This window comes from Nonomuraea basaltis (assembly GCF_005893125.1).
Classification (GTDB): Bacteria; Actinomycetota; Actinomycetes; order Streptosporangiales; family Streptosporangiaceae; genus Nonomuraea; species Nonomuraea basaltis.
In genome coordinates this window covers 22,309-41,840 of record NZ_VCJS01000108.1, presented here as the reverse complement: position 1 = coordinate 41,840, position 19,532 = coordinate 22,309, and the positions used below count along the sequence as shown (strand labels likewise).

Below are 19,532 nucleotides of genomic sequence, written 5' to 3'. Positions count from 1 at the left end.
GCCTACAACGTGGCCGCCCTGCCGCTGGCCGCGCTCGGCCTGCTCAACCCGATGATCGCGGGCGCGGCGATGGCGTTCTCCAGCGTGTTCGTGGTGAGCAACAGCCTGCGGCTACGCCGCTTCAAGTAGAACCACTCGGGATGGCTCCGAGCGAACACCGACTCGGAGCCATCCGCGTGGGACGGGGGAGACGGGCGCCATAGGCCTCGGACCCTGGCCGCCTGGCGCCTGGCCGGGTGAGGGCTCAGCCTGCGGCGCGGAAGGCGGTGGCGAAGGTCTTCCCGCCGTCCTTTGACTCCAGGACGGTCCCGTCCTCCAGGGCGGCCAGCAGGCGCTGCCGGTCCACGGCCGTGAACGCGGACGCCTGGCCGGGGAGCTTGCCGGCGGCCGTCCAGGTCTTGCCGGCGTCCGGACTGGTGTGGATCTGCCCGTCGGCTCCGGCCCCCACCAGCATCTCTCCGGGGAGCACGTCCACATGACTGAGCAGGGGTGCCTTCGTCACGCCGGTGAAGCTCACCCCGCCGTCCTCGCTCACCTTCAGCCCATCCGGTGTCGTCGCGTAGACGCGCGACGGCTGCTCGGCGCCGGCCCCGAGGTCGATCGCCTGCCCCTCGCTGCCCTGGGTCCAGGTGGCGCCGCCGTCCAAGCTTCGCCAGATCTTCGAGGTCTGACTGTCGAAGGCGTACAGGTTGTCGCCGGCCGGTTGGATGGAATGGAAGTCGGCGGAGCCGTCGGCCGATACCGTCTTCCAAGTGACCCCTGCGTCCGCCGACCTGATGAGGCCGAGGTGTGGCGGGCGTTCCGGCGAGACGTCCTCGGCCGAGGGGTGCCCGCTGGCCAGGAACGTCTTCGGGCCGACGATCGTGAAACCCATGTGATCCTGGTTGCGGTCGGCGACCCGGGCCATGGTCGTCGGAGACGTTACCTTGAACAGCCCGTAATGCCCCGCGACGTAGAGGGCGCCGTCAGCGGGATCGACGCCGAGTCCGTGAACGTGGCCTATTCCCAGATCGGGCTCAGCCGCTCCGCCGTGCTCCGGCGATGCCTGGCCACAGCCCGCCAGGGCCACTCCCAGCACGACACCTGCGGCGCCTGTGCGCAGCCAGCGACCTATATACCTCATGGCGCGAGTCTACAACCGCCTACTACCACCCTTCGTAGCAGATCAGAGAGTGATGAGGAAGGAATGGCAGTGGTGGGCGAGAAACGCGCCCACGCCTGGGGCCGCGGCCAGGACGGTGGGACCGGCGAGCAGCGCCGCCACCGCCAAGAGTCCCGCGAGGCGTTCGCGCCGGTCGAGCGGCGCCTGCGGGTTCAGCATCCGGCGGACGCGGGTGATCGCCGTTTCCCCGCCCGCGCCTCGGCGGCGGCCAGCACCAGGTGGTGGCGCCCGCGCAGGTGGGCCTGCTCATGGGCGAGCACGGCGGCGACCTGCTCCGGCGCCAGCGAGCGCAGAGCGCCGGTGGTGATGACCGCGTGCCCCTTCCGGCCGGGCAGGCAGTACGCCAGGCGCTCCTCGTAGTCGACCACGAGCGCGCCGAGATCGGCGTCGTGTTCGCCCAACAAGGCGAGCGCCTCGGCATGCCGCCGCCGCTCGCGGCGCGCGACCAGCAGGACGGCTCCACCGGTATAGGCCAGCCGTGCCAGGACAAGCCCACCGACGACGAGGCTGATCCGGGTGCTCATCGCGCTCAAGGTCGCTTCATCGCCCAGCAGGGCGGCGCATGCCTCGAACAGCCCGGCCAGGCCGTGCCCCACCACGGAGGCGGGCACGGCGACGGCGAACGCCGACAGCAGCGCCGAGGCGACCACCGACGCGCTCGCCGCCTGCCACATGGCGATGGCCAGCCTGGGCGCTCGGTCGGTCCACGCGGCCCGCCGCAGCAGCCTCGGCAGCACCAGGGCAGCGAAGGCGCCGTACACCGCGAGGACGATCGCTACCGTCACGAGCTGCGTCCCCTTGGCGGGCATACCTGGAGTGCCGCCTCCAAGGCGCCGGCCTCCTCGGGTGTGAGCCGCTCGAGGAAATGCACCAGCGTGGCCGCCCTGTTGCCGCTTCTGGCCAGGGACTCGCGCATCACGTCGGCGGTGTAGGCCTCCTTCGACGACACCGCCTCGTAGATGTACGCCCGCCCGACCGGCTTGCGCTTGAGCAGGCCCTTGGTGTGGAGCTTGTCCATCACGGTCATCACGGTCGTGTAGGCGAGGACGCGCTCCTTCGTGAGATGCCCCAGGACGTCCCTGACAGAGGCGGGCGCGTTGGTGGCCCACATGCGATCCATGATCGCGGACTCGAGCTCTCCCAATCCACGAACCATCTACCGGTCCCCTCTACCCGCAAGTCATTTAATGCTACCGGCGGTCGTAGACCCGCGGGCAGAGGGGCTTCATGTCACGCCAGGGCGTCCAGGCGGTCGCCGGCCACGATGGCGCGCTTGACGCGGATCAGGTCCTTGGGGGAGTTCACCGCGACCGCGCCGACGAGCATCCCGTCCCTGGCGAAGGCGACGGCGAAGCGGTCCTCCTCCGGCGATCCGGCGATGACGCGGCTGGTATCGGCCAGGTGCGGCACCCCGGCGACCTGGATGCGGGCCCCGTGCACGTGGGTGGCGAAGGAGGGCAGGTCGGCGAACGGCTTGGCGTTGTCCGGCCCGGCCAGCAGGTTGAGCGCGGCGACGCCGCCCTGGTCGTTGGCGTTCGACCAGTGCTCGACCCGGACGAGCGCGCCGCCGTACAGGCTGTGCGGCCAGCGTGCGACGTCGCCGGCGGCCACCACGTCCGCCGCGCCCACGGCGAACAGGCGCTCGTCGCAGACCACGCCGTCGCTCAACGTCAGCCCGCTGCCCTCCAGCCAGTCGGTGTTCGGCACCACGCCCATGCCGGCGATCACCAGATCGGCGGGCAGCGTGCGGCCGTTGCTCAGCCGTACACCCGTCACGCGGCCGGTCCCGTCGAATCCGGTCACGCGGGTCTCGCTGACCAGCTCGACGCCGTTGTCCCGGTGGTGGCGCGCGAGCCAGCGCGCCGCTTCGGCGCCCAGGACCCTCTTCATCGGGTACGGCGACGCGTCGACGAGGGTGACCGGCAGGCCGAGGGAGCGAGCGGTCGAGGCGACCTCGCCCCCGATGAAGCCGCCGCCGATGACCACCACGCCGCCGGGTCCGGCGGCCAGCTCGGCGCGCAGGGCCAGGGATTCTTCGATCGTGCGCAGGGTATGCACGCCTTCTGGACGTTCGGGCAGGTGGCGCGGGCGGGCTCCGGTGGCGATGACGAGGCCGTCGTAGCCCACCTCCGAGCCGTCGTCCAGGGTGAGCCGCCGGTCCGCTGCGTTCAGCCGTACCGCGTGCCGGCCCTTCAGCCACTGGTCGCCAAGCTCTTCCGCGCCGGGGAGCGTGACCTCGTCGTCCCCCTTCAGCATGCTCTTCGACAGCGGCGGGCGGTTGTAGGGGAGATGCCGCTCCGCGCCGATCAGCGTGATCGTGCCGTCGAAGCCTTCTCGTCGCAGCGCCTGGACGGCACGGAGACCGGCCAGCGACGCTCCGACGACCGCGATTGAGTTCAGCTCTCTCATGCGCAGCACAATACCCCTGGAGGGTATAGATGGGCGACGTGAGATGGATCTCATATACCCCTAGGGGGTCAGGGTTGTCGGCGTCCCCTTCTCTGGCGTATGGTGCAAGCGGCCGATACCTGTTGGGGGTATTGATGACGAGGGGGTCGAGATGACCAGCGCTACGTACACCGTGAGCGGAATGACCTGCGGGCACTGCGTGGGGACCGTGAAGTCCGAAGTCGGCAAGATCGCCGGTGTGACGGACGTCGATGTGGACCTGGCCACCGGCAAGGTGACCGTGACGGGGGACGAGCCCGTCGACGAGGCGCTCGTTCGCGAGGCCGTCGAGGAGGCGGGGTACGAGCTGACCGCCGTTTGACCGGACGCCACGGCGAGAAGGGCGTGGCAAAGGCGGCTTCCTGATGAACGGCCACCAGCGGGGGTCATACCTCTACGTGGCGGCATCCGTCGGCTGGGGCCGGGTGCTACGAGGCCCCTTAGTACACTGATGGGCCTCGTGACATGCCGATCAGCAGGGAGGCGCGATGGGAGTCGTGCGGCGACGCCTCGCGTTGCGGGTCGCGCGCGGCCTCCTGCTCGTCGTCCTCGCCTTGGGCGTGTACGGCATGCACACCCTGGGGCATGCCGACGGCCGGCATGGTGGCTCTCCGCCGGATGCACACGGCATGGGTGTCGCTCAAGAGCCCCTCATCGCTGTTCCGGCCGGACTCCGGGCATTCGTTCCCGGGCATGAGATGCCCGGATTCGACCCGGCCAGCGTTTGCCTGGCCATCCTGACCTCGCTCGTGGTCGTGTTGCTGATCGCCGCCTGGACAAGAGCGGGGCAACGATCTGACGGCGGCGGTCGGGCGTCGGCCCCCATCCGGCGGGTCGCCCGGCCCCCGCCGAAGCCCACGTCCCTAAGGCTGGCAAGTCTCTCGATATTGCGCATATAGGCCGATACCCATGCGGACGGGCCTCCGAGGCTGTCCGCGAACAGGCCGGCAGTTCCGACGATTCGAGAGACCGAACAACCATGAGTATCAACCGCAAGATCTCCTTCGTTGTCGCCGCGGGTGCGCTCGCTCTGCTGACCGCCTGTGGCGGGGGCGACGGCGGCTCCATGGCCGGGCATGAGGGGATGAGCAGCAGCGCGCCTGCCGCCACCACGAGCAGTGCGCAGCCGTCAGCCGCCTTCAACGGCGCGGACGTCATGTTCGCGCAGATGATGATCCCGCACCACGAGCAGGCGGTCGAGATGGCCGACTTGGCGTCCACGCGCGCGAGCGACCCGGAGATCAAGGAGCTCGCAGCGAAGATCAAGGCGGCTCAGGACCCGGAGATCCAGACCATGAAGGACTGGCTGACCGACTGGCGCCAGCCCGCCGAGGGAGGCATGGGGCACTCCATGCCGGGCGTCATGTCTGAGGAGGACATGAAGAAGCTCGAAGCCGCCAAGGGCAAGAACTTCGACAAGCTCTTCGCCCAGCAAATGATCGCCCACCACAACGGCGCGATCGGAATGGCCCAGACCGAGCAGACCAGCGGTTCGAACCCGCAGGCCAAGGAGCTGGCCAAGACCATCGAGACCACACAGCAAGCCGAGGTGGAACAGCTGCAGAAGATCCTGGATCGGCTCTGAGGTCATGACCCGCCCGGGTGTGACCGGCGCCCGGGCGGGTCATGGCTTGTCCGTACGGCAGCCGGAACCGCTGTTCGACCAAGCCCCGGCTGTTCGTGTCCGGGGGCGTGATGGTGCCGGGACCGGACGGCAATCCGGGACCCAAATTTCGTCCCGCGCTGAGATGATTGTCAGAAGCCATAGCGGGAACTATGGATCTTAGTAGTCTCCTTGGGGGAATCAATGGCACCCTGGGCGGCCGTCCTCGGCCTGGTGGCACTGCTTGCTCTCGGTGTGCTCGCGATCTATCTGGTCTCCTTGGCCAGCAGTCCCCGCGGGACGCTCGGCGCGGGTCCGTTCCTGTCCGGAGCCCGGCCTCACGAGCATGCCCTTTCCCGTTACCACGTGCGCTGGTACGCGGTCACCCTGGTCTTCCTGGCCTTCGACATGGAAATGGTCTTCATGTACCCCTGGGCGCTCGTCGTCGCCGAAGTGGGCACGGTGGCCGTGGTGGAGATGTTCATCTTCCTCGGCCTCCTGATGGTCGGCGTGGTCTACGCCTGGCGGGAGGGGGCCTTCCGGTGGGCGTGACGGAATGGCTGCTGAGACGTGCTGCCGGCCATCCGCGGCCATTCGTCGTCTCCGCTGAGCACGGTACGCGGGCCCGGCTGCTCGGCGAGGCCGAGATCGCGCGGCGACGGTGGCGGCCCGCGGAGCCTGCGGGAGAGGCCAATCTGCTCCTCGTCTGCGGCGCTCCACGTGAAGAGTTCGACGATGCCATCCGAACGGTCTGGGACGACATGCCAGGACCGCGCGCACGAGTCGATCTTCCAGGCGATGCCTCGTCAGGATCGATCGGTCAGTCTCTGGATCGTGCAGTCGTGCACCTGGCCGACAAGGACGCGCAGTGGAGGGATGCCGCCGCTCGGGCGGGCAAGCCGTGGTCACCTGGTGAAGAGCGCCATTCGCCGGACGCGGACGCACCCCGTCACGGACATGGTTCGCATGCGACTCACGGGCAGGAACATGACGAGCATGAGGGCGGTCACCATGAGCACCACATGGGCAATCCCGGTGGCCTGCCCATGGCGGATCGTGGCCCCGATCGTGACGGGCTGAGCCTGGATCGCCTGCGCGTACCCATGGGGCCGATCTTGTCGGACTGGCCGTGTGGACTGGTGGTGGAGAGCGTCCTGCAGGGCGATGTGATCCAGGAGGCCACGGTCAGGTGGATGAGGAGCGGTGAGTCGTTCTGGAGCGAGCCCTGGGACAGGGCGGCGGCCGGCCATCCGGTGACGCGTGCCGAGGCCGGGCGACGGCGGGCTGCCGCCCACCTCGACAGCCTTGGCCGGTTGCTGTCGGTCTCCGGATGGTCTGGTGCCGCGAGGCGCGCCAGGACGCTGAGGGATCGCCTGCTCGCTGACGTGCCGCGCGACGCGCTCGCCGCGCCGTACAGGAGTTTCGAAAGACAGGTACGTCGTTCCAGAACCCTGCGCTGGATGTTGCGCGACGTCGGATCGACCGAGGACGGCGACGCGGTGTCCAGGCTGGAGGGGTGGCTGACCTGGACGCGGGCGGCGATTGAGTCCCTTGAGGACGAAACGCCGCTCGACGGTGAACCCCCGGCCAGGAACGTCCTGCATCCCGGGCTTCTCGTCGGCGTGGAGCTGGCCTCGGCGAGGCTGATCATCGCCAGTCTCGATCCGGACCCGGCGGTCGCCCATGCTTGACGCCACACTTCTCGCTCTTCCGCTGGCGCTCGTGACCCTCGGGCTCGCCGCCGCCTGTCTCGACGCCATCCTGGGCGGGGCCAGGGCAAGCGCCCCATTCGGAGAGGTGGCCCGGTTGCTTGTCCAGCAGCGCCGGCGCACCTTACTGCCCGACACGCTCCTCCTGCGGATCGGCGTCGTCAGCCTGGTCGTGGCACCGGTGCTGGCAGGGATCGTGATCCCGCTGGCCGATGCTCCCGTGGCGGATCTGGCCGTGGGCATCGTCTGGTTCAACGCCATGGAGGTATGCGTCTGGGGGTCGCTCTGGCTCACCGGGTGGTCGGTCAACTCGGTGTATCCGCTGGTCGGCGCCTACCGCTTCGTGGCTCAGGGGCTGGCCTACGAATTGCCGCACATGTTCGCGCTGATCACCGTGGCGCTCGGTGCGGGATCGCTGCGGATGAGCGATGCGGTGCAGGCCCAGCAGGGACTCTGGTTCGTGGTGTGGATGCCGCTCGCCTTCCTGATCTATCTGGTCTCCGCGCTCGCGATGGCGTTCTGGGGGCCGATGAGCCAGCCGGTGAGCGATGATCTCGCGGGCGGCGTGCGTGCCGAGTTGTCGGGGCCTGATCGTCTGCTGTTCCAGGCGGGACGCTATGCGCTTCTGGTGGTGGCCGCCGCGGCGGCCGTACCGCTGTTCCTGGGTGGTGGCGCGGGACCGGTGCTGCCGAGCTGGCTGTGGGTGCTGATCAAAACGACGGCCGTGCTCGGGCTGCTGGTCTGGATACGGCATCGCGTGCCGGCCATCAGGATGGATCGCTTCACCCAGGTGTCCTGGCTGGTGCTGATTCCGCTGTCGCTCGTTCAGCTGCTCGTCGTCGGAATCGTGGTGGTGTGATGGCTGCCGCCTTCTGGATTCTGGCTGTCGGCTCCGTGGCCGCCGGTGTCGCGGTGTTCGTCGTGGACTCGATGGCGCGGGCGACGTTCGCCCTGCTGGCCTCCCTGCTGGCGGTCGGGGTGGCGTTCCTGCTCATCGATCTCGAGTATCTCGGTGTCCTGATCATTCTGATGATGGTCATGGAGATGCTGATCATGGCGGTTTTCATGATCATGTACATGATGAACCCGGCGGGTCTCATGCCGATGAAGATGGTCCACAACAACCGGGGAGCCCTGATCATCTCAGGATCGGTCTTCGTCCTCCTGGCGGCCGGAATCCTCCTCACGTCCTGGCCGCGGCGCAGGGGCGAGCCCCCGGCCGATCCCACCCACGAGCTCGGGCTGGCGATCATGGGGCAGAAAATGCTCGTCATGATGGTCATCGGCGTGGCCATCCTCGCGACGATGATCTCCACCGTCGTGCTCACCACTCATCGGGGCCGATACGACCGCTACGGAGAGGACCTGAAGCGCCGTCGTCCGCTCGACCCGGGCCCGGGCTCCGAGGTGGCGAAGGGCCCGGTTCCGCCCGCTGCCGAGCACCACGCCGGACACGGTTCGTGCGGTTCACCCGATCCCCGCGAGGACTCCAGATGACGCTCGAATCCTTCCTCTTGCTGGCCGCCGCGCTGTTCGCGGTCGGGCTGTACGGCGCGCTGTCCCAGCAGTCGATCGTGATGCTGATGATGGGCCTGGAGCTGATGATCAATGGGCTGATCGTGGCCGGCGGGGCGTTCTGGTACTTCCTGGCTCCCGAGACCGCCGACGGTCAGGTCCTCGTCCTCGTGGCGGTCACGGTGATGGCCCTGGAGATGGCCATGGGCTTCGCCGTCGTCACGGCGCTCTTCCGGGCGCGGCAGATGGACATGACCGACGAGGCGAAGGACTTGAAAGGATGAGCTTCCTCGTCCTGCTGCTGCCGGCGCTCCCGATCCTTTCCGGTGGTGCGCTGATCCTCGTACGCCGGGCCGCGCCCGCGATCGGACTGCTCGTCGCCCTGGTGACCGTGCTCCTGGCCATCTGGGCCGCGATCGAACGCCCCGCCATGACCGTCGAGCTGTTCGCCGGTTTCGAGGCGGGGCTGGCGGTCGACGGGTTGTCGGCGGTCATGGTGGTCACCGTGTCGGTGATCGCGCTGGCGGTCCTCGTCTTCGCGGCGGGCGAGATCCGCGAGTCCACGGGCCGGTTCTTCGGTCTGATGCTGATCTTCGTGGGCGCGATGCTGGTCACCGTCACCGCCACGGACCTCGCCCTGCTGCTGATGGCGTGGGAGGTCATGGGCGCCATGTCCTACGCGCTGATCGGCTTCTGGTGGCGGGATCGGGATCGGGTGCGGTCGGGGACGATCGCCTTCGTCACCACCCGCGCGGGTGACATGGGGCTTTACCTGGCCGCCGGCTGCGCGATCGCGGGGACCGGCGCACTGAGCCTGGCCGGCTTGACCGCCGCGAGCTCTCCATGGATGGACCTCGTGGCGGCCGGTCTGGTTGCGGCCGCGCTGGGGAAGTCGGCCCAGCTGCCCTTCTCCTTCTGGCTGTCTCGGGCGATGGCGGGCCCCAGCCCGGTCTCGGCGCTGCTGCACTCGGCCACGATGGTCGCCGCGGGCGCCTATCTGCTCCTGCGTGCCCAACCCGTGCTGGCGGCGACCGGCTGGGCGGCGACCCTGGTGGCCTGGGCCGGTGCGCTGACCGCGCTGCTGCTCGGTGCGGTCGCCTTCGCACAACGTGACCTCAAGCAACTGCTGGCCGCCTCCACGTGCGCGCAGATCGGGTTCATGGTGCTGGCCGCAGGCGTCTCGGCGGTCGCAGGGGGAGCGGCTCACCTGGTCGCGCACGCGGCGGTCAAGAGCCTGCTCTTCCTGGGGGCCGGCGCTTGGCTGACCGCACTGGGCAGCCAACAGCTGCCCGAGCTCCGGGGCGCCGCGCGGCGGTACCCCCTGGTCGGGATCACCTTCGGAATCGGTGCCCTGGCACTGGCCGGGTTGCCGCCGTTGTCGCTGTGGATGACCAAGGACGCGGTGCTCGCCGCAGTGGACGATCCCGCCCTCCACGCGGTGGCGCTGGCCGCGGGCGTGCTGGCCGCCGCGTACGCCGCCAAGGCGGTGATCGCCGTATGGCTGCCCGGTCCAGAGCGGCGTGACGGAGAACGGATCGGGCTGCTCGAACGCCTGCCGCTCCCCCCGCTCGCCCTGCTCGCCACGGTGCTGGGCATCATCGGGCTCCCGGTCTTCTTCGACGGCTGGACCCGTCTGCTCAACGCGTCCGGACCGGCGCCCGAGGTGGTCGAGCTGACCGTGTCGGGCCTGTTGGCGCTGGCCGTGGTGATGCTCGTGAGCTGGGTACGGCTGCGCCGACCGGCGGGATTCGACGGCGGCAGTCTCCTGGCCGGCTGGTTGCGCCTGGAGCAGCTCGCGGTCGTGCTGGTCTGGAACCCCCTGATGGCGCTGGCCAAGGCGCTGGCACGTTTCGACGACGGAGTGATCGATGGTGTGGTGCGTGCCGTACCGCGCGCCGGGATGGCGATCGCCAGGCTGGCCCGGTCGCCCTTCGAGGCAGGTGTGGACGGCGTCGTCGGTGGTGCGGCGTCGATCGTCGGGCGGCTGGGCGTGATGGCCAGGAAGCCGCAGACCGGCCAGGTCCACACCTACCTCGCCCAAGCGACGGTGGCCGTCGCTCTTCTGGCGATCATGATCGTGCTGGTGAGGTGACCGTGCTCTCGCTGACCATCTTCCTGCCGCTGCTCGCCGCCGCGCTTCTGCCCGTGCCCCGGCTGCCGGCCAGGTGGATCTGGGTGGCCGCCGCGGCCGCCGACCTGGTGCTGGTCGTGGTCATGTGGCTCGGGTACGGCGGAGGGATCGGCTACGAGGAACGGCTGCGCTGGATCCCTTCGGTGGGCGCGGGCTACCACGTCGGCGTCGACGGCCTCTCCCTGCCGCTGATCGCGCTCACCGCGGTGCTGTTCCTCGCGTGCGCGATCTATTCGCTGAAGTCCACAGAACGGCCGAAGTCGTACGCCGCGCTCTTCCTGTTCCTGCAGACGGTTTCCACGGGCCTGTTCGCCGCCCTGGACCTCCTTCTGTTCTTCGTCTTCTTCGACCTGTCGATCGTGGGCATGTACTTCGTGATCGTCGGCTGGGGACACGGGGACCGGGCCCGCTCCGCGCTGAAGTTCTTCCTCTACACCTTCCTCGGCTCGCTCGCCCTCCTGCTGGGTTTCATCGGTCTCTACCTCGGCGGCGATCCGCGGACCTTCGACATCGTCGAGCTCACCGCGAATCCGCCGCAGGCGGGAGCACTGGTGCTGCTGGCCGTCGGTGTCGGGCTGGCGGTCAAGACGCCGACCGTGCCCTTCCACACGTGGCTGCCTCCGGCTCACACCGACGCCCCCGCCGCCGGGTCGGCCATCCTGGCGGGAATCCTGCTCAAGATGGGCACGTACGGCTTCGCCAGAATCGCCATGCCCATGCTCCCGGGCCCGTGGCGGCAGTACGCATGGGTGATCATCGTCGTCGGGGTGGTCAGCATCCTGTACGGCGCCCTGGTCGCCCTGGCGCAGCAGAACATCAAGCGGCTGATCGCCTACACCTCTGTGAACCACATGGGCTACATCGTGCTCGCACTGGGCGCCGCCGGGCTCGCGGCGGGCGACGTGCAGGCCAAGCAGTTGGCGGTCACCGGCGCGGTCACCCAGATGGTCAGCCACGGCCTGATCACCGGTGCGTTGTTCCTGCTCACCGGCATCCTCTGGGACCGTGCGCACAGCTACGACCTCGACCGGTTCGGTGGGATCGCGGCGAGCGCCCGGACGTTCACCCTGATGACGGCCGTGGCCGCCTTCGCCTCACTGGGCCTGCCCGGGCTGTCCGGCTTCATCGCCGAATTCCAGATCTTCGCGGGCGTGATAGGAACCGGCACACCCGGCGCGGTCGTGGCCGGTGGGCTGAGTATCGTCGGCATCCTGATCACCGCAGCACTGTTCCTGCGGTTTCTGCAGAAGGCGTTCCTCGGTCCTCCAGGAGAGCTCCGCGTGTCGGAAGCCCTGCCGCGCGAGGTGACGTCGATCGCCCCGCTGCTCGCCCTGTCCCTGGTGATCGGCATCGTGCCGCGCTGGCTGCTCGACCTCATCGAACCGTTCTCGGCGGCACTCGTGACCTGGGTGAGCCGATGACCGGCATGAACGAGAATCCCCTCGACCTCCTGCCCGAGCTGCTCATCCTGGCGGGAGCCGTGATCGGGCTGCTCGCCGCGCTGTTCCTGCCGCGCGGACGGCAATGGCTGGTGGGGTGGATCTGCGGGATCGCGCTGGTGGCGGCACTGGCCGCCACCTCGGTCGCGGCCTTCCGGCCGGACCTGATGGCCTTCGAGGCCTACTCGGTGGACCTGCTGACACATGTGGCCAGAGCCACGGTCATCGTCGCAACACTGCTCGCCCTCTTCCTGGCCGCTGGATGGGCCCGGGACAACAGCCGCGAGGCCGAGGTCTACGTGCTCATCATGCTCGCCGCGCTCGGCACGGTCATCCTGGCGGGCGCCGACGACCTGCTCGTCCTCGTCGCCGCATACCTGCTGGCCAGCATCCCCGCCTACGCGCTGGCCGGGTTCGCCAAGGACGCGGCAGGCACCGAGGCCGCGCTCAAGTACTACCTGATGGGTGCCTTCCTCGGCGTGCTCATGCTGGCCGGGGTCACCCTGCTCTACGGTCTCGCCGGGACGACGGCCTACCAGGAGTTCGGCCCGATTCGGGGTGGCGCGGCCGGGCTCGCCGTGGTGCTCCTGCTCGGGGGATTGTTGTTCAAGGCCGGGGGAGTGCCGGCGCATTTCTGGGTTCCTGACGTGACAGAGGGCGCTTCGCGGGCTGTGGCGGCCTTCGTCACCACCGTCCCCAAGATCGGCGCCTTGGTCGCCCTGCTCCGTCTGGCCGTCGAAGTCTTCGCCGGCCTCGACACCGGCTGGCGGCCCCTGATCGCGATCGTCGCTGCGGCCACGATGACGCTGGGCAATCTGGCCGCCTTCTACCAGGACAACGTGCGACGCCTGCTGGCGTACTCGACCATCAGCCAGGCCGGCTATCTGCTCGTCCCGATCGCCGTGGCCGGGCAGAGCGAGCTCGCCGAACCGGCACTGCTCTTTTACGTGGCCGCATATGCGATCACGAACCTCGGCGCCTTCGCGGTGGTCCTCGCCGCCGGCCGGGACCTGCTGGCCGACTACGCCGGACTGGCCCGCGCCTCGCCCGGTCTGATCCTCGCCCTGATCGTCTGCCTGCTCGGGCTGGTCGGCACTCCACCCACAGCGGTCTTCATCGGAAAGGTGCTCATCTTCACCACCGCCTGGGACGGCGGCTACGCCTGGCTGGCCGTGGTCGCGGCGATCAATACCGTGGCCAGCGTCTTCTACTACCTGCGCTGGATTCGGCCCACGTTTCAACCCGGTGGCGCGGTCACCGTGGCCCGCGGGCCGGCCCGGATCGCTTACGTCGCCGCTGCGATCTCGCTCCTCCTCGGCGTGGGCAGCGGCGTCGTTTTCGCCACTGCCTACTATGCCTCGTAGTTATCCGTCAGCTCCTCCGGGCAGGCGGCGCGCCGCATCGACCAGGCCAGGCTCGCCAAGTGCAGCGAATTGCCCATCGCAGGCCTGATGCGGAGTGTCTGTCAGTGGCTTCGCCCTCCCCGTCAGTGCGGGACGACGCCGTCGGCCAGCAGCCGCCGGTAGTTCGTCACGCGATCGTCGACGGTGTCCAGGCAGCAACTGGAGCACTTCACCTTCTCCGCCGAGGTGTAGTAGAGGCAGCAGGTGTTACGCAGGTAGAAGAGTCCCTCCCGGTCGCGTTCCCTGAGCCGGATCACCGTGCCCAGGTGGTCGAGTCCGCCAGACGCCGCGGCCAGGAAGGTTCGGTAGGCGCGCTCCAGTTCGTCGACGTCTCCGCCGCGCCGGCTCGCGATGCAGAAGGCGGCCGCGCAGCCGTGGGCCACCCCGCCGTAGAGCTGCCGGAGGCCGGCCCGAGTGCGTATGCGCATGGCCTGTGCGAGAGGCAGCAGATGGTCGTCCAGCACCCATGCGACCAGGGTCTCCACGGGTGCCTTGGCGACGGTGGGCTCGCGGAGCCCGACGGCCTCGAAGCCGTGATGCGGCGAGAGCCGGATGGCGACGTTGTGCGGGCGCATGTCGATCACCGCGCCCTCGACGGCCCATGCCAGGACCGCGGCTGCGGTCACGGTGCCCGCGTAGACCGCCATCACGGTCAGCGCTGTCGCGTGGTCGGAGACCTGGCCGCTCGCCCGCCGCTCGGCGTCGAGTACCTGAGCCAGCTCGTCGGACCACGGATCCAGCAGGCGGTCGCAGCCGATCCAGTCTTCTCCCGGCGCGAGCCCGCGCTGGAGCCGGAAGCGGTCACCGAAGGATTCCAGGCGTGCGAAGACGTCTGTCACTCTGTCCGTCCTTGTTTCTTTCACGTGCTTCGAGCGGCGTCGAGCAGCTGTGCCGTATAGGAGTGGGAAGGAGCGCCGGCGAGGTCCGCGGAGAGCCCGCGCTCGACGACCGTGCCGTTGCGGAGCACCACGATCCGGTCGCACGACTGCACGGCTTCGCCCAGGTCGTGTGTGACGAACAGCACGGCCAGCCCGCGATCGATGGCCAGGGTGCGCAGGGTGGTGGCGATGCCGGCGCGGGTGGAGACGTCCAGCATCGAGGTGGCCTCGTCGGCGACCAGGAGGATGGGATCGGCGGCGAGCGCCCGGGCGATGGACACGCGTTGCCGTTGGCCGCCCGACAGCCGGTCGGGGAAGCGCTGCAGGAACTCGTCCGTGACCGGTAGCCCGGAGGCGCTCACCGCGTCCCGCACCCGGGCGGCCCGCTGCTCCCGCGGCGTGCCGGTCCTCAGCAGGGGCTCGGCCACCAGGCTCGCGACGCGCATCCCGGGGTGGAGGGCGTCGTAGGGGTCCTGGTGGACGAAGCCGATCCGCTGCTGGAGGCGGCGGAGCGCGCGGCCGCGCCGGGCGGTCAGCTCCTCTCCCGCGATCTCGACCCGGCCACTCGACGGGCGGAGCAGGCCCAGGATGATTCTGGCCAGGGTGCTCTTGCCGGAGCCGCTCTCGCCCACGAGCCCGACGATCTGACCGGCGTGGATGTCGAGATCTACACCGCGCAGCGCTTCCACGGTCCTTGATCGGGCGCGGTAGAGATGCCGGACGTCGGTCACATGGACAACCGATGCTCCCTGGGAGTGGCCGGCCCGTGGCACCACCGGGTAGGTCGGCTTGTCTGGCTTGTCGTGGTGGTGGCAGGCCACCTGCGCGTCGCCGTGCCGGAGAAGCGGTGGCGCTTCCTCCGCGCATCGGTCGGTGGCGAGCGGGCAGCGCGGGGCGAACCTGCAGCCGGTCGGCAGCAGGTCGAGGGCGGGCGCGGAGCCGGGGATGCTGCCCCACGGCACCTGCCGGTCCGCGACGGGCGTGGCGGTGAGCAGGCCTGCCGTGTAGGGGTGGGCGTGTTTGCTGGAAAGCGTGCGGGCGGGGCGCACTTCGGCGAGGCGTCCCGCGTACATGACCGCGGCCCGGTGGGCGTAGGGCATCAGCCCGGAGAGGTCGTGCGAGACGATGAGCATGCTGGTGCCGAGACCGGCCAGCAGCGCCAGGATCTGCCGCTGGGTGATCGCGTCCAGTCCGGTGGTGGGCTCGTCGGCGACCAGCAGCCGGGGCTCACCGGCCAGGGCCAGCGCGATCGCGACCCGCTGGCGTTGTCCCCCGGACAGCTCGTGCGGATAGCAGCGCAGCATGCCCTGCTGGAGCCCGACGCGTTCGAGCAGTTCGGCGGGTTCCGCCTGGCCGCCGTGCAGGGTGAGCATCTCGGTGATCTGCGCGCCGACCCTGTGCACGGGGCTGAGGCCGGTCATCGCGCCCTGCGGCACGATGGCGATCCGGCTGCCGCGCACGTTCTTCCAGTCGGTACGCCCGGCCAGCTCGTCCTCGCCGAGCAGTGCGGAGCCGGTCACGGTCGCGGTGCGGGGGAGCAGGCCGAGCAGGGCGCGGGCGAGCGAGGTCTTGCCGCAGCCGCTCTCGCCGACGAGCGCCACGATCTCGCTCTCCGCGACGTCCAGGCTGATCCCGTCCACCGCGGTCAGCCCGTCATAGCTGACCGTGAGGTCGCGCATGGACAGCGTCATCGGACGGCCTCCCTGAGTGCGGGGTTGAGGCGTTCTTCGACGGCGATGCCGATGAGGGCGAGGGCGAGCACGGTGAGCGTGATCGCGGCGCCCGGCGGCAGAGCCCACCACAGCCACGCCTCTGACAGGAACACGCCGTTGGTCTGCACCCAGAACAGCGTGGTGCCCCAGCTCGGCGCGGTCGGGTCGCCCAGGCCCAGGAAGGACAGGGTCGCGTCGTAGATGATGGCGCGCATCGCCGTACGGACGAACACCGGGATGAGCAGCGGCCCGATCAGGTAGGAGCCGTGCCGAAGGAGCAGCCACCAGCGCGGCGATCCCATGGCGCGGGCGACCTCCAGATGACCGCGGGACCAGGCGGTCAGTACGGCGGAGCGCAGCACCCGGGCCGGGACGGGCCAGAGGATCAGCGACAGGATCGCCACCCGCATGCCGAAGGACTGGCCGAGGAAGGCCGCCGCGAGGATGTAGAGGATCAGCTCGGGCAGCACCAGCATGACGTCGGTGCCGCGCATCAGCGTGGCCGACAGCCAGCGCGGCCCGATCCCCGCCGCCCCGCCCACCAGCGCGGCGAGCAGGGTGGTGCACGCGGCGACGATGAAGGCCAGGCTCAGGGAGCTGCCGGCACCGACGATGAGCTGGTCGAGCAGATTCCTGCCGAGATCGTCGGCTCCGAGGGGCAGTCCCTCGCCTGGAGGGGCGTAGGGGTCGCCCACCCGGGCCCGGCCCGCGTCGTCGGGCAGCGCCACGCCGTACAGGGCGACCCCGATGACGATCGCGAGGATCCCCACGCCGATCAGCCCTTGGACGCCGAGGAGGTCGCGGCGGGGCGCGCGCAGGAACATCATCGGCCGCCTCCCGTTCTGGCGCGGGGATCGAGCAAGGGATAGGTGGCGTCGGCCAGCGCGTTCATCAAGACGACCATCAGCGTCAGCACCAGGAACGCGCCCTGCATCAGCGGATAGTCGCGGGCCGCGATGGCGCCGAAGGTCAGGCGGCCGAGCCCGGGGTAGGCGAAGACGGTCTCGACCACGATCGACCCCGCGGCGAGGAAGCCGATCTCCAGCATGAGGATCGTGTGCACGGGCAGGAGAGCGGGCCGCAGCGCGTGCCGCCTGACGAGCCGCCCGTACGGGACGCCTCTGGCGTGCGCGTGCTGGATCGGCTCGCTGGTCAGCACGGTCAGCAGCGACGATCGGGTGTAGAGGAACAGGTAGCCCATCCCGGTCAGCGTCATGGTGCTCACCGGCAGGACCAGGTGCACCAGTACCCCGGAGACCGTCACGCCCTCGACACCCGACACGCCGAAGGTCGGCAGTACCTGGAGTTGCACACCGAACAGGACGATGAGCAACATCCCCAGCCAGAACTGCGGGAACGAGTCGAGCACGATGGCCGTGCCGAGCAGCCCCGAGCCCTTGCCCCGGCGCCTGCGCAGCGCACCCAGCACCCCCAGCGTGACGCCTGCCAGCGCCGTAGCCACGATGCTCGTGCCGACGAGCAGCAACGTCCACGGCAGTGCCTCGCCGAGCGCCTGCGTGACCGGACGCCCGTCGGACAGAGAGGTGCCAAGATCAAGGGTGAAGACACCGCCGAGGTAGTCGAGGAACTGCTCGGGGACCGGCTTGCCGAAGCCGTACTGGGTGGCGATCTGCGCCCGCTCGTCGGCGGTGAGCCTGGCCAGCGCCTCCGGGCTGCCGAACAACTTCAGCGGGCCGCCCGGCAGGGCGCGGGGCAGCGCGAAGTTCAGCGTGAGCGCCACCACGAGCACGGCGGCGTACTCCGCCAGCCGGCCCGCCGCGTATCGCCAGGTCATCCGAGCTTGAAGTCGACGAGGGAGAACTTGTTGAGCACGGCCGAGCCGTCCTGCCAGCTCCAGCCGCCGTAGACGTCCTTGCGGAAGGCGTAGGCGCCGTTGCGGTAGTAGAGCGTGAGGAACGGCATCTGCTCGGCGATCTGCGCCTGGAGCTGCTTGGCCGCCGCTGTCCTGGCCTCCATCGTGGGGGCCGAGGTCAGGGTCCGCACGATCGCGTCCACCTGGTCGTTCTTGAACCCGACGACGTTCAGCGAGCCGTCCTCCGGGTCGGAGGCGAGCAGCTGGGCGATGGTGCCGCTGCTCAGCATGACGGGAGCGGACCAGCCCCACATCGACATGTCGTAGTTGCGGCCCTTGCGCACGTCGTAGTCGGGCCACACCTTCGCATCCAGCGAGTCGGGGTCGAGCGAGGTCACCTTCACTGCCACGCCCACCGCCTTGAGCATGTTCCGGATCAGCTCGGCGCTGCGCAACCGGTCGGTGGAGGTGCTCTGGACCAGCAGCTCGTACGACATCGGCTTGCCGTCCAGCACCCGGATCCCGTCCGGACCCGGCTTGGCGCCCAGGGCGTCGAGCTCCCGTTTGGCCGCTTCGACGTCGTAGACGGGGGCGAGCTGGTCGGGCTTGATGGGGGAGTCCGCGTGGATGAAACCGGGGTTTCCTGGGGTGCCCTGGCCCAGCAGGGCGGTCTTCACCAGATCTGTCACGTCGATCGCCTTGGCCAGGGCGCGACGGACCTCCGGCTTGTCGAACGGCGCCCTTGTGGTGTTGAAGGCCAGCAGCGTAGAGGCGAACTCAGTGCCCTTGACCACGCCGATGTTCGGCTGGTTCTCCAGCGCCTGGAGCTGCTGCGGGGGCACGATGCGGGTCGACAGGTGCACCTCGCCCGTGCGCAGGGCGGCGAACTGTGTGGACTCCTCGGGGATGACCACGACCTTGACGGTCTCGACCTTCGGCTTGCCCATGACGTAGGACGCGTTGGCGGTCAGCGTGTAGCCGCGGGCGTTGTCGTACTGCGTGAGCTTGTACGGCCCCGTGCCGACCGCCTTGTCGGTCCCTGCCTCGCTGACCTTCTCCACCGACGACCACACGTGCTTGGGCAGAACAGCCATGTCGGCCAGGATGCGCCTCGGGAACTCAGGATCGGGAGCCTTCAGGGTCATGGTCACGGTGTCGCCGCTCGCGGTCACGCTCTCCACCGGACGCACGTCAATCGCGGAGTCGCCCTCCATGTTCTTCTTGTAGAACTCGATGCTGAACACCACGTCATCAGCGGTCAGCGGCTTGCCGTCGTGCCAGGTGACGCCCGGTCTGAGCGGCATCGTGAAGACCTTGTTGTCGGTGGTCTGGATCTGCTTGGCCAGCAGCGGCGCGACCCCGTCGCCCTGAACGATCACCAGGGTGTCGAAGATCAGCTTCACCAGGTTGTTGCCCGGGTAGCCGGTCTGGTTGGTGAACGGCGTCAGGGTGCCCTCGTCCGAGGAGATCGCGATGGTGACGCTCTTCGCGGCCGCCGTGGTCTGCTGGCTCCGTGGAGGCTCGGTACCCGCGCCGCATCCGGTCAGAGCCAGCCAGAGTGCGGCCGCCATCGCGATGAACGTCCTGGATTGCCGATACACGGAACCTCCCGGGGGTATAAGAGGTAGAGACCGCACCCGAGCGGCGGGAGCGGCGTTTCATGCGACTCTATAGAGGTATTCCGTAGATACAAGAGCTCATTATGTAAACTCCGAAATT

General features: G+C 69.3%; 21 protein-coding genes. 10 read left to right on the top strand and 11 right to left on the bottom strand.

From position 1 onward, the window contains the following. Positions 1 to 244: 244 nt before the first annotated feature. The 5 genes from EJK15_RS38770 to EJK15_RS38755 all read right to left on the bottom strand — a co-directional run bounded on the left by EJK15_RS38770 (position 245) and on the right by EJK15_RS38755 (position 3,571). Positions 245 to 1,123, bottom strand: a complete 879-nt coding sequence (locus EJK15_RS38770; RefSeq protein ID WP_138715455.1) for a F510_1955 family glycosylhydrolase — start codon at positions 1,121 to 1,123, stop codon at positions 245 to 247. A gap of 42 nt (positions 1,124 to 1,165) precedes the next feature. Beyond that, the gene (locus EJK15_RS71190; protein ID WP_171074771.1) at positions 1,166 to 1,321 is read right to left on the bottom strand and encodes a hypothetical protein; all 156 of its coding nucleotides are present in this window, start codon (positions 1,319 to 1,321) and stop codon (positions 1,166 to 1,168) included. Further along, positions 1,315 to 1,947, bottom strand: coding sequence for a M48 family metalloprotease (locus tag EJK15_RS38765; protein ID WP_138715454.1), 633 nt, complete (start codon positions 1,945 to 1,947; stop codon positions 1,315 to 1,317). The genes EJK15_RS71190 and EJK15_RS38765 overlap by 7 nt, the downstream gene beginning before the upstream one ends. Further along, positions 1,944 to 2,318: a BlaI/MecI/CopY family transcriptional regulator gene (locus tag EJK15_RS38760; protein WP_138715453.1), complete on the bottom strand. Its 375-nt coding sequence runs from the start codon at positions 2,316 to 2,318 to the stop codon at positions 1,944 to 1,946. The genes EJK15_RS38765 and EJK15_RS38760 overlap by 4 nt, the downstream gene beginning before the upstream one ends. Before the next feature lie 74 nt (positions 2,319 to 2,392). Continuing rightward, entirely contained in the window at positions 2,393 to 3,571 is a 1,179-nt protein-coding gene (locus EJK15_RS38755; RefSeq protein WP_138715452.1) for an NAD(P)/FAD-dependent oxidoreductase, read from the bottom strand. A gap of 151 nt (positions 3,572 to 3,722) precedes the next feature. On the opposite strand from EJK15_RS38755, the gene EJK15_RS38750 reads away from it, so the two are divergent. After that, entirely contained in the window at positions 3,723 to 3,932 is a 210-nt protein-coding gene (locus EJK15_RS38750; RefSeq protein ID WP_138715451.1) for a heavy-metal-associated domain-containing protein, read from the top strand. 118 nt (positions 3,933 to 4,050) lie between these two features. Here EJK15_RS38750 and EJK15_RS71185 read toward each other — a convergent pair whose 3' ends face one another. Further along, entirely contained in the window at positions 4,051 to 4,254 is a 204-nt protein-coding gene (locus tag EJK15_RS71185; protein ID WP_171074770.1) for a hypothetical protein, read from the bottom strand. 335 nt (positions 4,255 to 4,589) lie between these two features. Here EJK15_RS71185 and EJK15_RS38740 point away from each other — a divergent pair, with 335 nt between their 5' ends. From EJK15_RS38740 to EJK15_RS38700, 9 genes are all read left to right on the top strand, one after another. After that, entirely contained in the window at positions 4,590 to 5,195 is a 606-nt protein-coding gene (locus EJK15_RS38740; RefSeq protein ID WP_138715449.1) for a DUF305 domain-containing protein, read from the top strand. Between the two features lie 222 nt (positions 5,196 to 5,417). Next, positions 5,418 to 5,765 carry an NADH-quinone oxidoreductase subunit A gene (locus tag EJK15_RS38735; protein ID WP_138715448.1) on the top strand — a complete coding sequence of 116 codons (348 nt, stop codon included), beginning with the start codon at positions 5,418 to 5,420 and terminating at the stop codon, positions 5,763 to 5,765. A gap of 470 nt (positions 5,766 to 6,235) precedes the next feature. After that, entirely contained in the window at positions 6,236 to 6,904 is a 669-nt protein-coding gene (locus EJK15_RS75105; protein ID WP_240777482.1) for a hypothetical protein, read from the top strand. A gap of 31 nt (positions 6,905 to 6,935) precedes the next feature. After that, positions 6,936 to 7,781: a complex I subunit 1 family protein gene (locus EJK15_RS38725; RefSeq protein WP_240777481.1), complete on the top strand. Its 846-nt coding sequence runs from the start codon at positions 6,936 to 6,938 to the stop codon at positions 7,779 to 7,781. Then, positions 7,781 to 8,419: an NADH-quinone oxidoreductase subunit J gene (locus EJK15_RS38720; RefSeq protein ID WP_138715445.1), complete on the top strand. Its 639-nt coding sequence runs from the start codon at positions 7,781 to 7,783 to the stop codon at positions 8,417 to 8,419. Before EJK15_RS38725 ends, EJK15_RS38720 begins: the two co-directional genes overlap by 1 nt. Beyond that, positions 8,416 to 8,721: an NADH-quinone oxidoreductase subunit NuoK gene (gene nuoK, locus EJK15_RS38715; RefSeq protein ID WP_138715444.1), complete on the top strand. Its 306-nt coding sequence runs from the start codon at positions 8,416 to 8,418 to the stop codon at positions 8,719 to 8,721. Before EJK15_RS38720 ends, nuoK begins: the two co-directional genes overlap by 4 nt. After that, complete coding sequence (locus tag EJK15_RS38710; protein WP_138715443.1) at positions 8,718 to 10,529, top strand: NADH-quinone oxidoreductase subunit 5 family protein; 1,812 nt, start codon at positions 8,718 to 8,720, stop codon at positions 10,527 to 10,529. The genes nuoK and EJK15_RS38710 overlap by 4 nt, the downstream gene beginning before the upstream one ends. Continuing rightward, the gene (locus EJK15_RS38705) at positions 10,526 to 11,989 is read left to right on the top strand and encodes a complex I subunit 4 family protein (RefSeq protein ID WP_240777480.1); all 1,464 of its coding nucleotides are present in this window, start codon (positions 10,526 to 10,528) and stop codon (positions 11,987 to 11,989) included. The genes EJK15_RS38710 and EJK15_RS38705 overlap by 4 nt, the downstream gene beginning before the upstream one ends. Before the next feature lie 5 nt (positions 11,990 to 11,994). Further along, complete coding sequence (locus tag EJK15_RS38700) at positions 11,995 to 13,371, top strand: NADH-quinone oxidoreductase subunit N (protein ID WP_206061369.1); 1,377 nt, start codon at positions 11,995 to 11,997, stop codon at positions 13,369 to 13,371. 122 nt (positions 13,372 to 13,493) lie between these two features. Here EJK15_RS38700 and EJK15_RS38695 read toward each other — a convergent pair whose 3' ends face one another. Genes EJK15_RS38695 through EJK15_RS38675 form a run of 5 tightly spaced genes read right to left on the bottom strand, consistent with a single transcriptional unit; the run spans position 13,494 to position 19,414 of the window. Further along, entirely contained in the window at positions 13,494 to 14,249 is a 756-nt protein-coding gene (locus EJK15_RS38695; protein WP_138715441.1) for a (2Fe-2S)-binding protein, read from the bottom strand. 20 nt (positions 14,250 to 14,269) lie between these two features. Next, positions 14,270 to 15,979, bottom strand: a complete 1,710-nt coding sequence (locus EJK15_RS38690; protein ID WP_138715440.1) for an ABC transporter ATP-binding protein — start codon at positions 15,977 to 15,979, stop codon at positions 14,270 to 14,272. Further along, positions 15,976 to 16,827 (bottom strand): ABC transporter permease, encoded by an 852-nt coding sequence (locus tag EJK15_RS38685; protein ID WP_138715439.1) that lies wholly within the window; start codon positions 16,825 to 16,827, stop codon positions 15,976 to 15,978. The genes EJK15_RS38690 and EJK15_RS38685 overlap by 4 nt, the downstream gene beginning before the upstream one ends. Then, complete coding sequence (locus tag EJK15_RS38680) at positions 16,824 to 17,795, bottom strand: ABC transporter permease (protein ID WP_138715438.1); 972 nt, start codon at positions 17,793 to 17,795, stop codon at positions 16,824 to 16,826. The genes EJK15_RS38685 and EJK15_RS38680 overlap by 4 nt, the downstream gene beginning before the upstream one ends. Beyond that, positions 17,792 to 19,414, bottom strand: a complete 1,623-nt coding sequence (locus EJK15_RS38675) for an ABC transporter substrate-binding protein (RefSeq protein WP_138715437.1) — start codon at positions 19,412 to 19,414, stop codon at positions 17,792 to 17,794. Before EJK15_RS38675 ends, EJK15_RS38680 begins: the two co-directional genes overlap by 4 nt. Positions 19,415 to 19,532 lie beyond the last annotated feature (118 nt).